This is a genomic window from Rhodococcus sp. BP-332, from assembly GCF_019836065.1.
Lineage (GTDB): Bacteria > Actinomycetota > Actinomycetes > Mycobacteriales > Mycobacteriaceae > Rhodococcoides.
Map to the genome: position 1 here is coordinate 1,160,735 of NZ_JABUEC010000001.1, position 12,722 is coordinate 1,173,456.

Below are 12,722 nucleotides of genomic sequence, written 5' to 3' on the forward strand. Positions count from 1 at the left end.
AGCTTCGTCGACTTCCTCGGCGCCCTGTCCGACATCTTCGGCGGCAGCGGCGACTTCCTCGATGGACTCAGCTTCTTCAGCTGACACACCCCGGGCCGATCTGATCCGCGCCGCAGCAAGCGCGATCCGATCGGTGAATGGCCGCACCGTGCACGGTCGCCCGCGTTCTGGGCGGCCGTGTATTGCTGTGCGACAGGTGGTGTCAGTGCGGTGCGACGGAGCGCAGTGCCTCTCGTGCGTTGCGCTCGACGAACAGCGGCACGAAGTCGCGCACCGAGCGTCCCTCGAAGCGGGCGTACTCGGCCGCCACGGTCTGTTCGATGTCGTGTCGGCTCACCCCGGGCAGGGCGGCGGTGAGCCGGTCCTGCACCGCCGCGAGATGCTCCGATTCGTTGGTGGTTGTCATTTACTCAGAATCGACCTCGTGTCAGGACCGAGTCAAGGTTTCGACGATATTGTTCGCAGCAGTAACGATCACTCTGCTCATTCATTCTCGCGTCCGAGCCTATCCACGCGGACGGTGCGATCGGCGACGTTCCTCATCGACGACGGGGAACCGATCGTGCGGTGATCGCCCGAAGTATCGCCGCATCCGAACGATGCGGCGACGCCGAGATCTAGGGCGTGCGACCTCGCCTGCACCGCCGCACCGAGCTGCATTCTGAGGCGGGTCACGTGAGCCGTGCTACCTGGCAGCGCTGACGTCACCAGCGGCCGACTGCGGGTCGCCACTCGACGCGCCGGCGTCAGTGCCGGTGGCGATACGGCGGGCCAGCAGTACGGCGCCGACCAGAATCAGCAGGCCGTGAGCGATGCGAATCCACGGCGGAGCAAAGAACTGCGGTAGGAACAGGACGAAACCCGCCGCGAACACTGTGGCGCCGACGCCCCCGGTGCGCACTGCCAGCATCACGACTCCGGCCGCGATCAGCATCAGACCGACGCCGAACATACTCACCTGGACCACGCCGTAGCGGATGGGGTCGGCGAGTTCGAGGAGATCCGTGTGGCCTGTGTCGAGGGCGTCTTGTCCCACCGCGTACAGCGCGAACGTCTCGGCGCCGTAATAGGGCAGCACCAAGGCGACACCGAGGATGACGGTCGTGTCGACGAGTGCACCCGCGTGCGCCTGGCGCGCGACGAACACCAGACACGTGAAACCGAGCATCGCAGCGACGTGAGCCGCTACCCACAGTGGCGATGCGAAGGCTCGGGCGCCTTCGCTGCCGACCTCGGTGGAGTACGGGCGCAGGGTCGCGTAGAGAGCGAACAGGAGTCCTGTGGTCACGAGCAGCAGGAGTGTCGGGCGTGAACGCATCGGGCTCCTCGGCCATGGAGAGCGGTGCTCTCGGTAGCCGCCAGTATGAACAGAGGCGATGATGACCGCAAGAGCGACTGTCTCCCTTCGGCGTCCTCACGATGCTGCGATCGACCTCGCCGCGAGCGTCCGACGTGCACACACGGCGATCAGGGCGCACCTCGACATCCAGATCGGCTGACCAGTGATCATTCACCGTTCATCTCGGCGACGCTCGCGCCGTCGATCGCTGCCGCGTCACCCGTTCACCGGTAGCTCGGCCGATCCAGTCACCGTCGTCACGTCTCCGCTTCACCGAGTGTGTCGAATCGCATCGCCATCCACGTCGTCCAGCTGCTGCCGTCGGACCGTTCCCAACGAGCCGTCATGTGGTCGGGGCCGGCTCTGATGTGGAACCAGCTACGAATGCCGTCCCCCTCCAGAAGGAGCAGTTCGGAGTCGTGCATCGACAGCCGCGTGAGCCCGGGTTCGGCGGAATCGTCGAAGGCGTACATGAGCCATCCCCCGTCGGGGTGCGATCCTCCGATGACTTCGTGAACGAGTGCGTGCTGCGCGCCCACGACGACATCGACGTCGTGGGTGATCCATTGCCCGCCCGGCAGTATGGAGTACGTGTCCGTACCCGCTATCTCGCCGTCAGGTTTTCCGTGTCGATCCAGCACGACGCCTGAGCTTCGCCACCGGCCGAGGAGCGGATTCAGGAGACTCAGCGGGGGCGTCACCGGCCGCTCCGGACTGCGGCGTCCAGCGACGCCAGCGATTCGTCGAGGAAGGTCGGCGGAACCGCCGGGAGGCCGCCGATCTGCTCTCGTATCGCCGCGGGGGTATCCGCCCAGTCGTACGTGAGGGTCACCCGCGTTCCGTCGTCGTGCGGTGCCAGGTCGTAACGCCACCACCATCCCCCTGCGTCGAGGCCGCCGGAGGTGTTCTGCGTACACGGAAGCCACGCGATGTGGCGGTCTCGCTCGAACGCGGTGACGACGTTGTGCAGCTCCGACAGCGTGCTGTCGAGGTCGGGCACGCCGAGGACGACATCATGACCGCCGGCCCGCGCCGGGTCGAGGTAGACCTGAACTCCGCGTCCGTCGCCGAGGTCCCATTCGGCGTCGGGGTCCATCGGCCGTCGATCGAACGTGCGGCCGAACAGTTTCGTGTACCAGTCGATGGCGGCGTCGTGATCGTCGACGAACAGGACGGCCAGGGTATCCGTGATCTGCATGCTCATTCCTTTGCATCGGTCAGCGTCCAGGTTGTGACCGATCAGCGCCCGGAAACTCATCACACCGCAGCGACGTGCTCCGGCGTGATCGGTGAACCGTGGAAGAACGAGGCCAGGACGGGCCACAGACAGTGGGCCTCTCACCCCTCATGCGTGGGTGTTCACTGCGACTGTGGCTCCGTCGGCGTCGATACCATCTCTACCTCACTCGGAATACCGGGTGTTCAGGTAGAAGTCGATGGTGGCCTCGACCGCAGCCGCGACGTGGTCGGGGTCGCCGCCACCGGCGAGGTGGGCCTCACCCCAGGCGGCGGCGCTTCGGCGGGTGAAGTCGGCACCGGCGGGTGATGCCGCGAAATTCTGATGGTCGAGAACTGCGCCGTCGAGAATCGAGGCGAGGGCGACGAGATGCAGGTCCCAACCGACGCCGCCGGCACCCGGGCCGTAGGTGGGAAACATGGGCTCCCCGACAGCGATGGAATGGACGAGTTCGAACTCGGTGCCCCCCGCCGAATCAGGCGCCAGGCGCACCTCGACCTCACTCGTACCAGGCCACTCGTCGGCGCCGGGGCCGAACATCCAGGACACCCGCAGTAGGCGCGGTGGCTCGCATCGGAGAATGTCGCCGTGCTCGCCGCCGTCCAGCTCGAACACGCCCCCCGGACGCAGGTCACCCGTGACCGGTTTCATCCAACGACTCAGGCGTTCCGGATTCGTGATGGCGTCCCACACGTCGTCTGGATCCGCGTCGTAGCGACGCGTCAACTCCACCGTGTAGGCCCCACCGGCAGGAAGTGTGGCCGTGCCCATCGTCCGGCGGGCGGCGGCGAGTTCATCGAGTACATCTTTCATCGTCCTACTCCTCACAGTCGGTCATTCTTGTCGCCCCAGAACCTTTCTGGGCCAGCGGTGAGTAGTGTCTGCCAGCGGCGCGGCGACCACGCGCGAGCTCGGTCTCCAGTGCGTCGAGTCGTTGATCCCAGAATCGACGGAACGGACTCAACCACGCGTCGACCTCCAGCAGCGGCGCGGACTCCACGGTGTAGTACCGACGAGTCCCCTCTGCCCGGACCGACGAGAAGCCGTGCTCGCGAAGGACACGAAGGTGCTGGGAGACGGCCGGTTGCGACAGCGCGAACTCGGCTCTGATCACGTCCGTGATCGCGCCCGACGTGCGCTCACCATCGACGAGCAGTTCCAGGATGCGCCGACGAACCGGGTCGCCGAGGACGTCGAACGCGTGCACAGGCGAACTGTATCAGTGCTGACTTATATACGTGACGGTCGGGTTTTGCGGAGCGTCCGACTCGGAGGAGTTGCTCCTGACGCGGCGTGAGGTTCTAGCGTCATTGGTGTGAGCGAGAATGCAATCCGAGAGGGCTCGGGCGAGGTGTGGAAGGTGGGCGCCTTGGCGCAGCGGACCGGACTGTCGGTGCGTGCGTTGCACCACTACGACCAGATCGGGTTGCTGACCCCCTCCCAGCGTTCCACGTCAGGACACAGGCTCTACAGCGCTGCCGATGCTGAACGGCTGTATCGGATCCGCGTGTTGCGGCGCCTGGGTTTCCCGTTGGACCACATAGCCGACCTGCTCTCCCAGTCGCAATGGCAGCTCGAAGAAGCCGTCGCCAACCACCTCGTCGATGCTCGACGTACCGCGTCGGTCGCCACTCGATTGGTCACACGGCTCAGCGACATCGCCACGGCCCTCCAGGAAGTGGAGGGTCTTTCCACCGAACAATTGTTCTCCACGATCGAGGAGATGACCATGCTCGAGACACCGATCCGCGAAACGACGTCGATGCTGGTCTACGACGACCTGGCCGCTGCCCACGATCATCTGGTGCACGTCTTGGGCCTGTCGGCCGGCCCACTGCACGTCGACGACGACGGCGCCGTGGTGCATGCGGAGGTGCGCGCCGGTCACCACGTCATCTGGCTGCACCCCTGTGGTGAGGGCTATCAGCCTCCGGCGCGACTGGGGGCCGCCACAGGCATGACAGTCATCGTGGTCGACGACGTCGACGAACATCACCGGCGCTGCACCGCCGCGGGTGCCGAGGTCATCGAGGAACCGATCGACCAGCCGTACGGGGTGCGGGAATGGGGCGCCCGCGATCCGGAAGGTCAGCAGTGGTTCTTCCACTCACCACCCCGATGAAGAACTCCGTCCGGTGTGTGTCACGAAATACCGCCTCCCAATTCCGTCCACCACAGCATCGCCTCCCTCCACACGACACGACCTCGGCCACCGTTCGACAGGCGAGTGAATCGAGTCTTGTTCGCACACAGTGTCGTTCGATCAGGCGCACGGCGCCACCGTCACCCCACGGTGTCGAGACACTCTCGCAGCGCAGCAGCGAATTCGGTGGGCCGACCCGTCTGACCGTACTCACCACCGAGAAACCCCTGGTGTCCGCCGGGGAAGACGACAGCGTCCTGGCCCATCAGACGGGCCACCGCATACGCTGCACGACCGGCCATCTCGCCGTCCTCAGGCCCACCGGACTCTTCGCCTACCGCGATGACGATGCGAGTCGACGCTGCCGTCAGACGCTCCACGTCGGGCACGTAATCGACGACCAGTCCACGCATGTTCGACATCAGCGGATCGGTACGAGAACCGTCGTCCTCGGTCGGGAGTCCGAACTGCGCCGGGTCCGGCGCCGGCCCTGCGAGGTACGCGTCGTCGACAGGACCGCGGTGCGTCACCAGGCGGATGAACTCGGCCATCGCCGGCCCCGTCCCCGCCGCGTCGTAGGACTCCACCATGTGCGTGCAGGCAGCCGAGATGTGGTTGTGGTCAGCGAGTGCACCACCGGCGGGTGGCTCGTGGGCGACGAGAGTTCGGATCGCGCCCGGCCGGCGTTCGACGCAGACGAGGGCGTTGACCGCGCCGCCGCTCGACGCGAACACGTCGACAGGTCCGGACCCCAGCGCTGTGATCAACGCATCCAGATCGGCGGCGTGCTGCCACGGCGTGACCGCAGCCGTGGGTTCGCCACAGACGCTGCGGCCGGTGTTGCGTGGGTCGTAGGTCACGACCGGTCGATCGATGAAATGCGTACGGAGCGTAGTGAACCCACTCGCATCCATCGGTGAACCGATGAGCAACAGGGGTGTATCCGAGGTCAGTGGACCATGGACGTCGTAGGTGATGGTGGCGCCGGAAACGGCGAGCGTGTGTGTAGTCATGCCGTGTCGACTCGGGTGCGCTGCCGAACTCATCACCGGACAGGCACGCCGTGTCGACGTCACATCGGCACCTCGCCGTCAGACCTGTGGTCCACGGTCTCGGAAAATAGTAGTGAGTAGCATCTGAACCAGAAGGGACTCGAACCCCGGACCCAGTGACTGTCCCCGGCCGAACTCGGTAATCCAGTGGGACCATGAATCCCACCTCAGTAGCGTGGATCAAGAGTCACATGACCATCACGGTTCCGATGAGACCGCAATAGCAGTCGGGAATCATTGCTGTCAGTTGCCCCGGTCGCACGGGCAACGGCTTTCATGACGAGACGGCGCACAACCCTGTAGGTGAACGACGAGGCGGACGAGGACGCAAGGGCAACCGCGCACACGGGCACCTCACCGAATTTGTGCCGCTGCACACCCTTGAGCTGCGCATTCATCGCTAATCCGAGCTCGTGTACCGTCCCCGCCATGCCGACGCACCATCGATCGGTCGACGGCAATGCCGACCAAGTGGGCCACGACTCGGGAACGGATCCGCACATGCCACTCTCCACCGGACGCGAACGCCAGAACCACATCTACACAGCGGGGGTGGCCGGACGAACACCGACTGTTCCCACGGATTTCCCTGGATTGGAACGGCGTGCACTCACGAAGATGTCCGACCGAGCGCGTGCCTACATTGCGGGTGGGGCCGGCTCCGGCACCACGATGGACAACAACCGCCGCGCTCTCGACCGATGGAACATCGTGCCTCGGGTCCTTCGGGACGTGTCTGCGAGAACCACCGAAAGCGAACTCCTCGGCCTCACGCTTCCGGCACCCGTGTTGTTCGCTCCGGTCGGAGCCGGGGGCGCAGTGCATCGACAGGCAGATCTGTTGATCGGCCAAGCCGCCGCCACACTGGGACTTCCCTACATCTTCTCCAACCAGGGGTCCGTCGCGATGGAGGAGGTCGCTGCCGGCATGGACCGGATCGCGCCCGGGTCCCCGAGGTGGTTCCAACTGTACTGGTCGACCGACGACGACCTGGTCGATTCCCTGCTCACGCGGGCCGAGCGCTCCGGTGCCAGCGCGATCACGGTGACCCTCGACACGACACTGCTGGGATGGCGACCACAGGACCTCAACCTTGGATCGCTACCGTTCTCACGTGGTATCGGCATCAGCCAGTACACCTCGGATGCTCGGTTCCGTTCGATCGTCGCGGAGCGCCTGGCGGCCGGCGCCGAAAAGCCGAAGCTCCCCATCACGGGCCCGTCGAGTGCACTGTCCGCGCTGTCCACCCTGTTCTCGATCGCACGGAACGCACCGGGCAGCACCGTGGCCAATCTCCTGTCGCCCGAGCCGCGCACCGCGGTGACGACGTTCACCGACATCTACTCGCGAGAATGCTTGAACTGGAACGACATCGCCGGACTGCAGGACCGCACGTCCCTGCCGATCGTCTTGAAAGGCGTTCTGCATCCGGACGACGCCCGACGCGCCGTCGATCTCGGCGTCGCCGCAATCGTGGTGTCCAACCACGGGGGACGACAGATCGACGGAGCGATCGGAGCCGCTGACGCTTTGCCGGGGGTCGTCGACGCAGTCGACGGACGCGTGAGGGTGTTGTTCGACTCCGGAATCCGATCGGGGTCGGATGTGTTCAAGGCACTCGCCCTGGGCGCCGACGCCGTGTGCATCGGCAGACCGCACATGTACGGACTCGCTCTGGCCGGTGCCGCCGGTGCCGCCGACGTCGTCGCCAATATCGTTGCCGAATTCGACCTTGTCATGGCACTCGCCGGCCACTGCTCACCCGACAGCATCGATCGAGACTCCCTGTGGCGAGCACCATGACACGATCGAGTGCAGCGCAGTGAGCCACGACGGAGCCGCGGCGCGAACCCTACTCTCCTCGCGAGTACAACAGACCCTGGACGGCGAACCGCCGTCCGGCATCCCGGTGTGCCGATCACTCGCAGCTCAGCTCCGATCATCAAGGCGATCGCCCACAGACGGAACAGCAAGACCACCCAAACGCACTGCGAGCAAAGTCGTTCGGGCCGCGGCCGAGTGAATACAGGACGCCACCATGACCACGCCGACACCCTCGGGTACGACCGGACCCCAGCGACGTGCACGGAGACGACGTACCACATCTCGTCTATTGGTCCTCGCCGTCGTCGGCGTTCCTCCCACCGTCCGACAACGCACTGTCGCAGACAAGCGCGCCCAGGCCTGGCAACGCATCACATGGTGCCTCGAACGCACACCAGTGACAACGGCGGCGAGGCCGAACTCGGCTGGGACACCTACGCCACGGTCACCGACTCGGCGCTGACCACCAGGACCGAGGAAGACGTTCTGGTCGCTGTCACCGACCGTGCAGCGGCACGGCGGGCGGTGGTGCCGCCGACCGAAACCGAGGACACTGACAGCCAGAGCAAGCAGCAGGAGGACCCCCGATGACCGCCACCGAGGAACGCAGTGACCGACCGGCCGAGCGGCCCAGGGTGGCTGCTGCCGCTGCCCGCGCCTCCATCGCCATCCGCGAGCGAAGCGGACGAGAGGTACCGCAGTGGCTTCGCGACACTGCTGCCGGCCGTCCCACCACGCCACCGCCTGATCTGACCTGACCTTTCAGCGGTGCAGCGGCTGCGTGGAAGGTGAACACCAACTGGCGCAGCAGGCGTAGAACACTTGTCCTTCGCTGTGGCGTTGCTCGGGGAACCGACCGATCAGCGCGCTCAGTCCGAGAAGGGCTGTACACGGTCCATCCGTCGCTGCGGCGTATCACCGCCGTCTTGATACCACGACCTTGAACCTGAGAGGCTCGGTGATGGAGCGTTTCTCCCGGCTCGGTAGAGGTAGCTGTGTCTGGCTGTACTGCGCGAGGCGGTGCTCGTCGAGCTGGGTTGTGTTCTTGTCCCAGTTGCCGCCCCGGGTGCCAGGTTGCGGGGCGGCATAGCCGTCGAGTGTCAGTAAAGGTCCGGGGTGCGAGTCCCTGCGAGCGCACCACAAAGGGCCCCTGATCAGCAGCCGTGCCGATCAGGGGCGCGGAGAGGTGGGTAGCCCTGGGAACAGTTTCTCGGTCGAGATGGTTGACTTGTAAACTAAACCAGGGTCGATGTCGTGGCCCCGACCGAGAGGTTCAGCAATGCATGTAGGTGTGGACAGCTTCGTGTCCTCCGTGACCGACCCGACCGACGGCCGCGTGATCGGCGCTGCCGAGCGAATGGAGCACCTGCTCGAGGAGATCACCCTCGCCGACCGGGTGGGTCTTTACTCGTTCGGGATCGGCGAGCACCACCGCAGCGAGTACTACGATTCCGCTCCGTCGATCATCCTGGCGGCCGCGGCAGCTCGCACGGAAAGGATTCGGCTGGGCAGTGCGGTCAAGGTACTCAGTGCGGACGATCCGGTGCGAGTCTTCCAGGAATTCGCCACCCTGGATCTGATCTCGAAGGGGCGGACGGATCTGGTCGTGGGCCGCGGCTCGTTCACCGAGTCGTTTCCCTTGTTCGGTCTGGACCTGGCCGACTACGACTCGCTGTTCATCGAGAAGCTCGAGCTGCTGCTGCAGATCCGGGACAACGTCGAGGTGACGTGGTCGGGCAAGCACCGGCCGGCGCTGACGCGGCAGAGCATCTATCCGCGTCCCATGCAGGATCCTCTGCCGATCTGGGTGGGTGTCGGCGGCAGTCCCGAATCATTCGCTCGCGCAGGTCTGTTGGGGTTGCCGCTGATGATCGCGATCATCGGCGGTGAGCCGCGCCAGTTCGCGCCGCTCGTCGATCTGTACCGCCGCGCGGGTGCACAGGCAGGTCATGCGCCGGAGAAACTGAAGGTGGGCCTGCACGTGTTCGGGTTCGTCGCGGAGAGCACGCAGGCGGCGGCGGACACCATCTACCCCGGGTGGAACGAAATGTTCACGAAGATCTCGCGGGAGCGAGGATTCGCGCGACCGACCCGAGCGCAATTCGATGCCACGTCCGGACCTAACGGTGCCTTTTTCATGGGTGACCCGCAGACGGTGGCCGACAAGATCGCGCGAGTGGGCGAACAGCTCGGCGGTGTGGATCGGCTGTCTCTGCAGATGACCAATCCCCGCTTGGCTCACAGTGATCTGCTCCGCGGCATCGAGCTACTGGGAACGGAGGTCGCACCGCTGGTGGCCGATCTCTGACCGTGGGCTTGATCATCACGAGCTGCCCAACCGTCGCACGGCAGGTTGGGCATCTACGGCACCCGAGTGGTCCCGACTTCGGTCGCCACTGAGCACCTGGGAACAACTGTGCGTACCGGTGGACACCGCCCGTCACCGTTCCCACTCCCTCCTCGCGCACTGCCGCCGGACGCGCCCCTCTCGCAGCGGCATTCGTCGTTCTGGCTGTCGCTGCCGTGTCGTGTTCCTCGGACACCGCCGCGCAGCAGTCCCCCGTCGGGGGTACCGACGGGACCGCCATCGAGATTCGGAACGTGTCGATCGACGCCGAACTGACAGGTCCCACCCCGAACGATGCGTCGTCGGCGTACGGGAACGCCACACTGACGTTCACCGCCCTCAACACCTCGGACACCACCACCGACACACTCGTGACCATCTCCTCCCCCGCAGCGGACCGCGTCACCGTCGACGCCGCCGATGAGCAGCGCACCCTCGAACCCGGAACCACCATCGCCGCCGGCCAACCCCGTGGAGAACCTCGGCGACAGCGGCGCCGGCAAGGACGCACCGTTCACCGTCTCCCTCGACCTGGCGGACGGAGAACTCGGCCCCGGTACCTCGATCGCCGTCACCCTCACGTTCGAGGAGGCGGGCGACGTCACCGTCGACGCCCCGTTCGACGTGACCGAGCCCGGGACACTCGACGCCCACTGCCTCCTGCGGTGACACCCGCGCCCTGAACGACTTACGAACAGACCACCGAAGACGGTGTCCGGTGTGGAACCAGAGCTCACCGATACAGGAGGCCGCTGAGTTGCCACGCCGCTCGGCGGCGTGCCGCGGGCAGACGATTCACCGCGCGGAGCCCGAGGCTGCGTACCGACCTGACTCCGGCGGGTGCGGTGGCCAACCGTGTGAGCCGATCCGTCATGGACACCACGTGTGCGGCGATGGGTCGCCGGTTGCGGTTGTAGTCGTCGAGCCGCGAGTCGGTGTGGTGCAGCAGGGCTGCGGCGAGTGCGTCGGCGAGCGCACTCGCGTCCTGAATCCCGAGGTTCATCCCTTGTCCGCCGGCCGGACTGTGGACATGAGCTGCATCACCGGCGAGTAGCAGTCTTCCGGCGCGGAAGGAATTGGCCACCCGGTGCTGCACCGTGAATTTCGACCCCCATGCCAGCTCGAGGACCCGCATCCGACCTTCGCCGGGACCGCGAACATCGAGTAGCTCCTGCACGAAATCCGATGTCAGTCGTCGCGGGGCGTGCTGCACCGGGGCGACGACTCGGTGCATCCCGTCCGGCAGTGGCGCAACAACGGTCATTCCGGCCCGTGCCCAGAACAGGATCACTTCGTCGACAGGCGCGTCGCCGGAGAGCCGGACGTCCGCCAGGACGAACGCCTGGTCGTACGGTGCGCCGTCGAAGCCGATTCCCGCCTCGGAACGCACCGTGCTGTGGACTCCGTCGGCACCGATCACGTACCGCGCGGACATGGTGTCCCGGTCGGCGAATTCTGCGGTCACGCCGTCGTCATGCTGGTGAACGGCCACCAGCGTCCTGGGTCGCTGCACAGAGCCGCCCATGTCCATCAACCGACGCAGCAACACCTCCTCGGTCGTCGCCTGCGACACCATCAGACTGAACGGATACCTGGTCGGAAGCAGGGTGAAGTCCACGTCGAACAACGTGCGTTCACCATCGCGGATGGTGAAACGCGGGGCCCGCAGCCCGCGCGCCATCAACTGCTCGGCGGCGTCGAGGCGTTCGAGAACCTCCAAGCTGCGGGCATTGACCACAGCGGCGCGAGAGGTGTTCGCCCCCTCCGCCTGTCGATCCACCACGACAGTGGAGATCTTCTTCTGCGCGAGGGCGCACGCCAGGGCCAGCCCGGTGGGCCCCGCGCCGATCACGAGAACGTCGGTGGAATTCATCGCGAACCTTCTCTCGGTCATGTCAACAAGCGTTGGCATGACCAGGATGCGCGGGTCCGACTGCCGTGTCAACGCCTGTTGGCCTACGCTTGTGGGCATGCGCCGTTCCTCAGCCGACACCAAAGAGATCATTCTCGCGGCGGCCCGTCGGCGGTTCGCGACGTCAGGTTACGAACGGTCGACCGTACGTGCGATCGCAGCAGACGCCAGCATCGATCCGTCCATGGTGATGCGGTACTTCGGCAACAAGGAAGGACTCTTCGCGGCGGCCGCGGAGTTCGATCTGGAGTTGCCCGACCTCACCGATGTCGATGCTGCTGACATCGGTCGCCGATTGGTCGCACATTTTGTCGAGCGCTGGGAACGCGACGATGCGCTCGTCGTACTGTTGCGCTCATCGACCACGAACGCGGATGCGGCGCAGCGCATCTGCGATATCTTCACCACGCAATTGCTGCCTGTCGTCGCATCGTGCAATCCGGACGCGGGCGTTCCTCGACGTGCCGGGCTCATCGCCACTCAGATGCTGGGCCTGGGCCTGTGCCGCTACGTCCTGCACCTCCCACCGGTTGCTGCGTTGACGCCGACAGAACTGGAAAACCAGCTGGGGCCGACCGTGCAGCGGTATCTCGACTCCCCGTGACGGGTCGTACGCCGAAACTCCGCAACTCCATGTCGGCGCTGCCCGTCGATCAGCACGACGCGTTGACCCATTAACGGTTACAGGCTGTGCCCCACGTGCGGAGCGGGCCGATGGTCGAACGGTGATGGACAACCATGGCTACACGATTCTGAATCAACCCGTCCAGTGAAACCGACACAGATACGATCCCGACGATCTGAAAGCAACCCTCTCAACAGCAACAACGCAACATAACCACGCCTCCGGAGTGACCAAGACGGTGTG

15 protein-coding genes are annotated in these 12,722 nt (G+C 65.5%); 7 read left to right on the forward strand and 8 right to left on the reverse strand.

Annotated features, from left to right (window positions below):
* Positions 1 to 202 precede the first annotated feature (202 nt).
* The 6 genes from HQ314_RS05485 to HQ314_RS05510 all read right to left on the reverse strand — a co-directional run bounded on the left by HQ314_RS05485 (position 203) and on the right by HQ314_RS05510 (position 3,783).
* Entirely contained in the window at positions 203 to 406 is a 204-nt protein-coding gene (locus tag HQ314_RS05485) for a three-helix bundle dimerization domain-containing protein (protein WP_027505531.1), read from the reverse strand.
* Between the two features lie 279 nt (positions 407 to 685).
* The gene (locus tag HQ314_RS05490) at positions 686 to 1,288 is read right to left on the reverse strand and encodes a hypothetical protein (RefSeq protein ID WP_308119231.1); all 603 of its coding nucleotides are present in this window, start codon (positions 1,286 to 1,288) and stop codon (positions 686 to 688) included.
* A gap of 308 nt (positions 1,289 to 1,596) precedes the next feature.
* Positions 1,597 to 1,980: a hypothetical protein gene (locus HQ314_RS05495; protein ID WP_222649437.1), complete on the reverse strand. Its 384-nt coding sequence runs from the start codon at positions 1,978 to 1,980 to the stop codon at positions 1,597 to 1,599.
* Between the two features lie 56 nt (positions 1,981 to 2,036).
* A complete protein-coding gene (locus tag HQ314_RS05500) occupies positions 2,037 to 2,537 on the reverse strand; it encodes an ATPase (protein WP_222649438.1) in 501 nt (166 codons plus the stop codon).
* Between the two features lie 204 nt (positions 2,538 to 2,741).
* Complete coding sequence (locus tag HQ314_RS05505) at positions 2,742 to 3,389, reverse strand: SRPBCC family protein (protein WP_222649439.1); 648 nt, start codon at positions 3,387 to 3,389, stop codon at positions 2,742 to 2,744.
* 4 nt (positions 3,390 to 3,393) lie between these two features.
* On the reverse strand, positions 3,394 to 3,783 hold the full coding sequence (locus tag HQ314_RS05510) for a helix-turn-helix transcriptional regulator (RefSeq protein ID WP_222649440.1): 390 nt from the start codon (positions 3,781 to 3,783) through the stop codon (positions 3,394 to 3,396).
* Positions 3,784 to 3,891: 108 nt separating this feature from the next.
* Between HQ314_RS05510 and HQ314_RS05515 the strand changes: the two genes are divergently transcribed.
* A complete protein-coding gene (locus HQ314_RS05515) occupies positions 3,892 to 4,698 on the forward strand; it encodes a MerR family transcriptional regulator (protein ID WP_308119232.1) in 807 nt (268 codons plus the stop codon).
* 161 nt (positions 4,699 to 4,859) lie between these two features.
* Here HQ314_RS05515 and HQ314_RS05520 read toward each other — a convergent pair whose 3' ends face one another.
* Positions 4,860 to 5,579, reverse strand: a complete 720-nt coding sequence (locus tag HQ314_RS05520; RefSeq protein ID WP_374197814.1) for an alpha/beta fold hydrolase — start codon at positions 5,577 to 5,579, stop codon at positions 4,860 to 4,862.
* A gap of 693 nt (positions 5,580 to 6,272) precedes the next feature.
* On the opposite strand from HQ314_RS05520, the gene HQ314_RS05525 reads away from it, so the two are divergent.
* The 5 genes from HQ314_RS05525 to HQ314_RS05545 all read left to right on the forward strand — a co-directional run bounded on the left by HQ314_RS05525 (position 6,273) and on the right by HQ314_RS05545 (position 10,611).
* Positions 6,273 to 7,574, forward strand: a complete 1,302-nt coding sequence (locus HQ314_RS05525; RefSeq protein ID WP_222649540.1) for an alpha-hydroxy-acid oxidizing protein — start codon at positions 6,273 to 6,275, stop codon at positions 7,572 to 7,574.
* 396 nt (positions 7,575 to 7,970) lie between these two features.
* A complete protein-coding gene (locus tag HQ314_RS05530; RefSeq protein WP_261781354.1) occupies positions 7,971 to 8,186 on the forward strand; it encodes a hypothetical protein in 216 nt (71 codons plus the stop codon).
* Entirely contained in the window at positions 8,183 to 8,353 is a 171-nt protein-coding gene (locus tag HQ314_RS05535; RefSeq protein WP_155957004.1) for a hypothetical protein, read from the forward strand. Before HQ314_RS05530 ends, HQ314_RS05535 begins: the two co-directional genes overlap by 4 nt.
* A 521-nt stretch (positions 8,354 to 8,874) precedes the next feature.
* The gene (locus HQ314_RS05540) at positions 8,875 to 9,903 is read left to right on the forward strand and encodes an LLM class flavin-dependent oxidoreductase (RefSeq protein WP_056075226.1); all 1,029 of its coding nucleotides are present in this window, start codon (positions 8,875 to 8,877) and stop codon (positions 9,901 to 9,903) included.
* A 459-nt stretch (positions 9,904 to 10,362) separates the two neighbouring features.
* A complete protein-coding gene (locus tag HQ314_RS05545; protein ID WP_222649442.1) occupies positions 10,363 to 10,611 on the forward strand; it encodes a hypothetical protein in 249 nt (82 codons plus the stop codon).
* Between the two features lie 64 nt (positions 10,612 to 10,675).
* Here the strand turns inward: HQ314_RS05545 and HQ314_RS05550 are convergent, their stop codons facing one another.
* Positions 10,676 to 11,815, reverse strand: coding sequence for an NAD(P)/FAD-dependent oxidoreductase (locus HQ314_RS05550; protein ID WP_222649443.1), 1,140 nt, complete (start codon positions 11,813 to 11,815; stop codon positions 10,676 to 10,678).
* 97 nt (positions 11,816 to 11,912) lie between these two features.
* On the opposite strand from HQ314_RS05550, the gene HQ314_RS05555 reads away from it, so the two are divergent.
* Entirely contained in the window at positions 11,913 to 12,458 is a 546-nt protein-coding gene (locus HQ314_RS05555; RefSeq protein ID WP_222649541.1) for a TetR/AcrR family transcriptional regulator, read from the forward strand.
* Positions 12,459 to 12,722: the final 264 nt, after the last annotated feature.

Excerpts from the sequence above, each read along its gene's own strand:
- HQ314_RS05485 (WP_027505531.1), bottom strand. The coding sequence starts at position 406 with ATGACAACCACCAACGAATCGGAGCATCTCGCGGCGGTGCAGGACCGG.
- HQ314_RS05500 (WP_222649438.1), bottom strand. The coding sequence starts at position 2,537 with ATGCAGATCACGGATACCCTGGCCGTCCTGTTCGTCGACGATCACGAC.
- HQ314_RS05505 (WP_222649439.1), bottom strand. The coding sequence starts at position 3,389 with ATGAAAGATGTACTCGATGAACTCGCCGCCGCCCGCCGGACGATGGGC.
- HQ314_RS05525 (WP_222649540.1), top strand. The coding sequence starts at position 6,273 with ATGCCACTCTCCACCGGACGCGAACGCCAGAACCACATCTACACAGCG.
- HQ314_RS05530 (WP_261781354.1), top strand. The coding sequence starts at position 7,971 with ATGGTGCCTCGAACGCACACCAGTGACAACGGCGGCGAGGCCGAACTC.
- HQ314_RS05535 (WP_155957004.1), top strand. The coding sequence starts at position 8,183 with ATGACCGCCACCGAGGAACGCAGTGACCGACCGGCCGAGCGGCCCAGG.
- HQ314_RS05540 (WP_056075226.1), top strand. The coding sequence starts at position 8,875 with ATGCATGTAGGTGTGGACAGCTTCGTGTCCTCCGTGACCGACCCGACC.
- HQ314_RS05545 (WP_222649442.1), top strand. The coding sequence starts at position 10,363 with ATGAGCAGCGCACCCTCGAACCCGGAACCACCATCGCCGCCGGCCAAC.
- HQ314_RS05550 (WP_222649443.1), bottom strand. The coding sequence starts at position 11,815 with ATGAATTCCACCGACGTTCTCGTGATCGGCGCGGGGCCCACCGGGCTG.
- HQ314_RS05555 (WP_222649541.1), top strand. The coding sequence starts at position 11,913 with ATGCGCCGTTCCTCAGCCGACACCAAAGAGATCATTCTCGCGGCGGCC.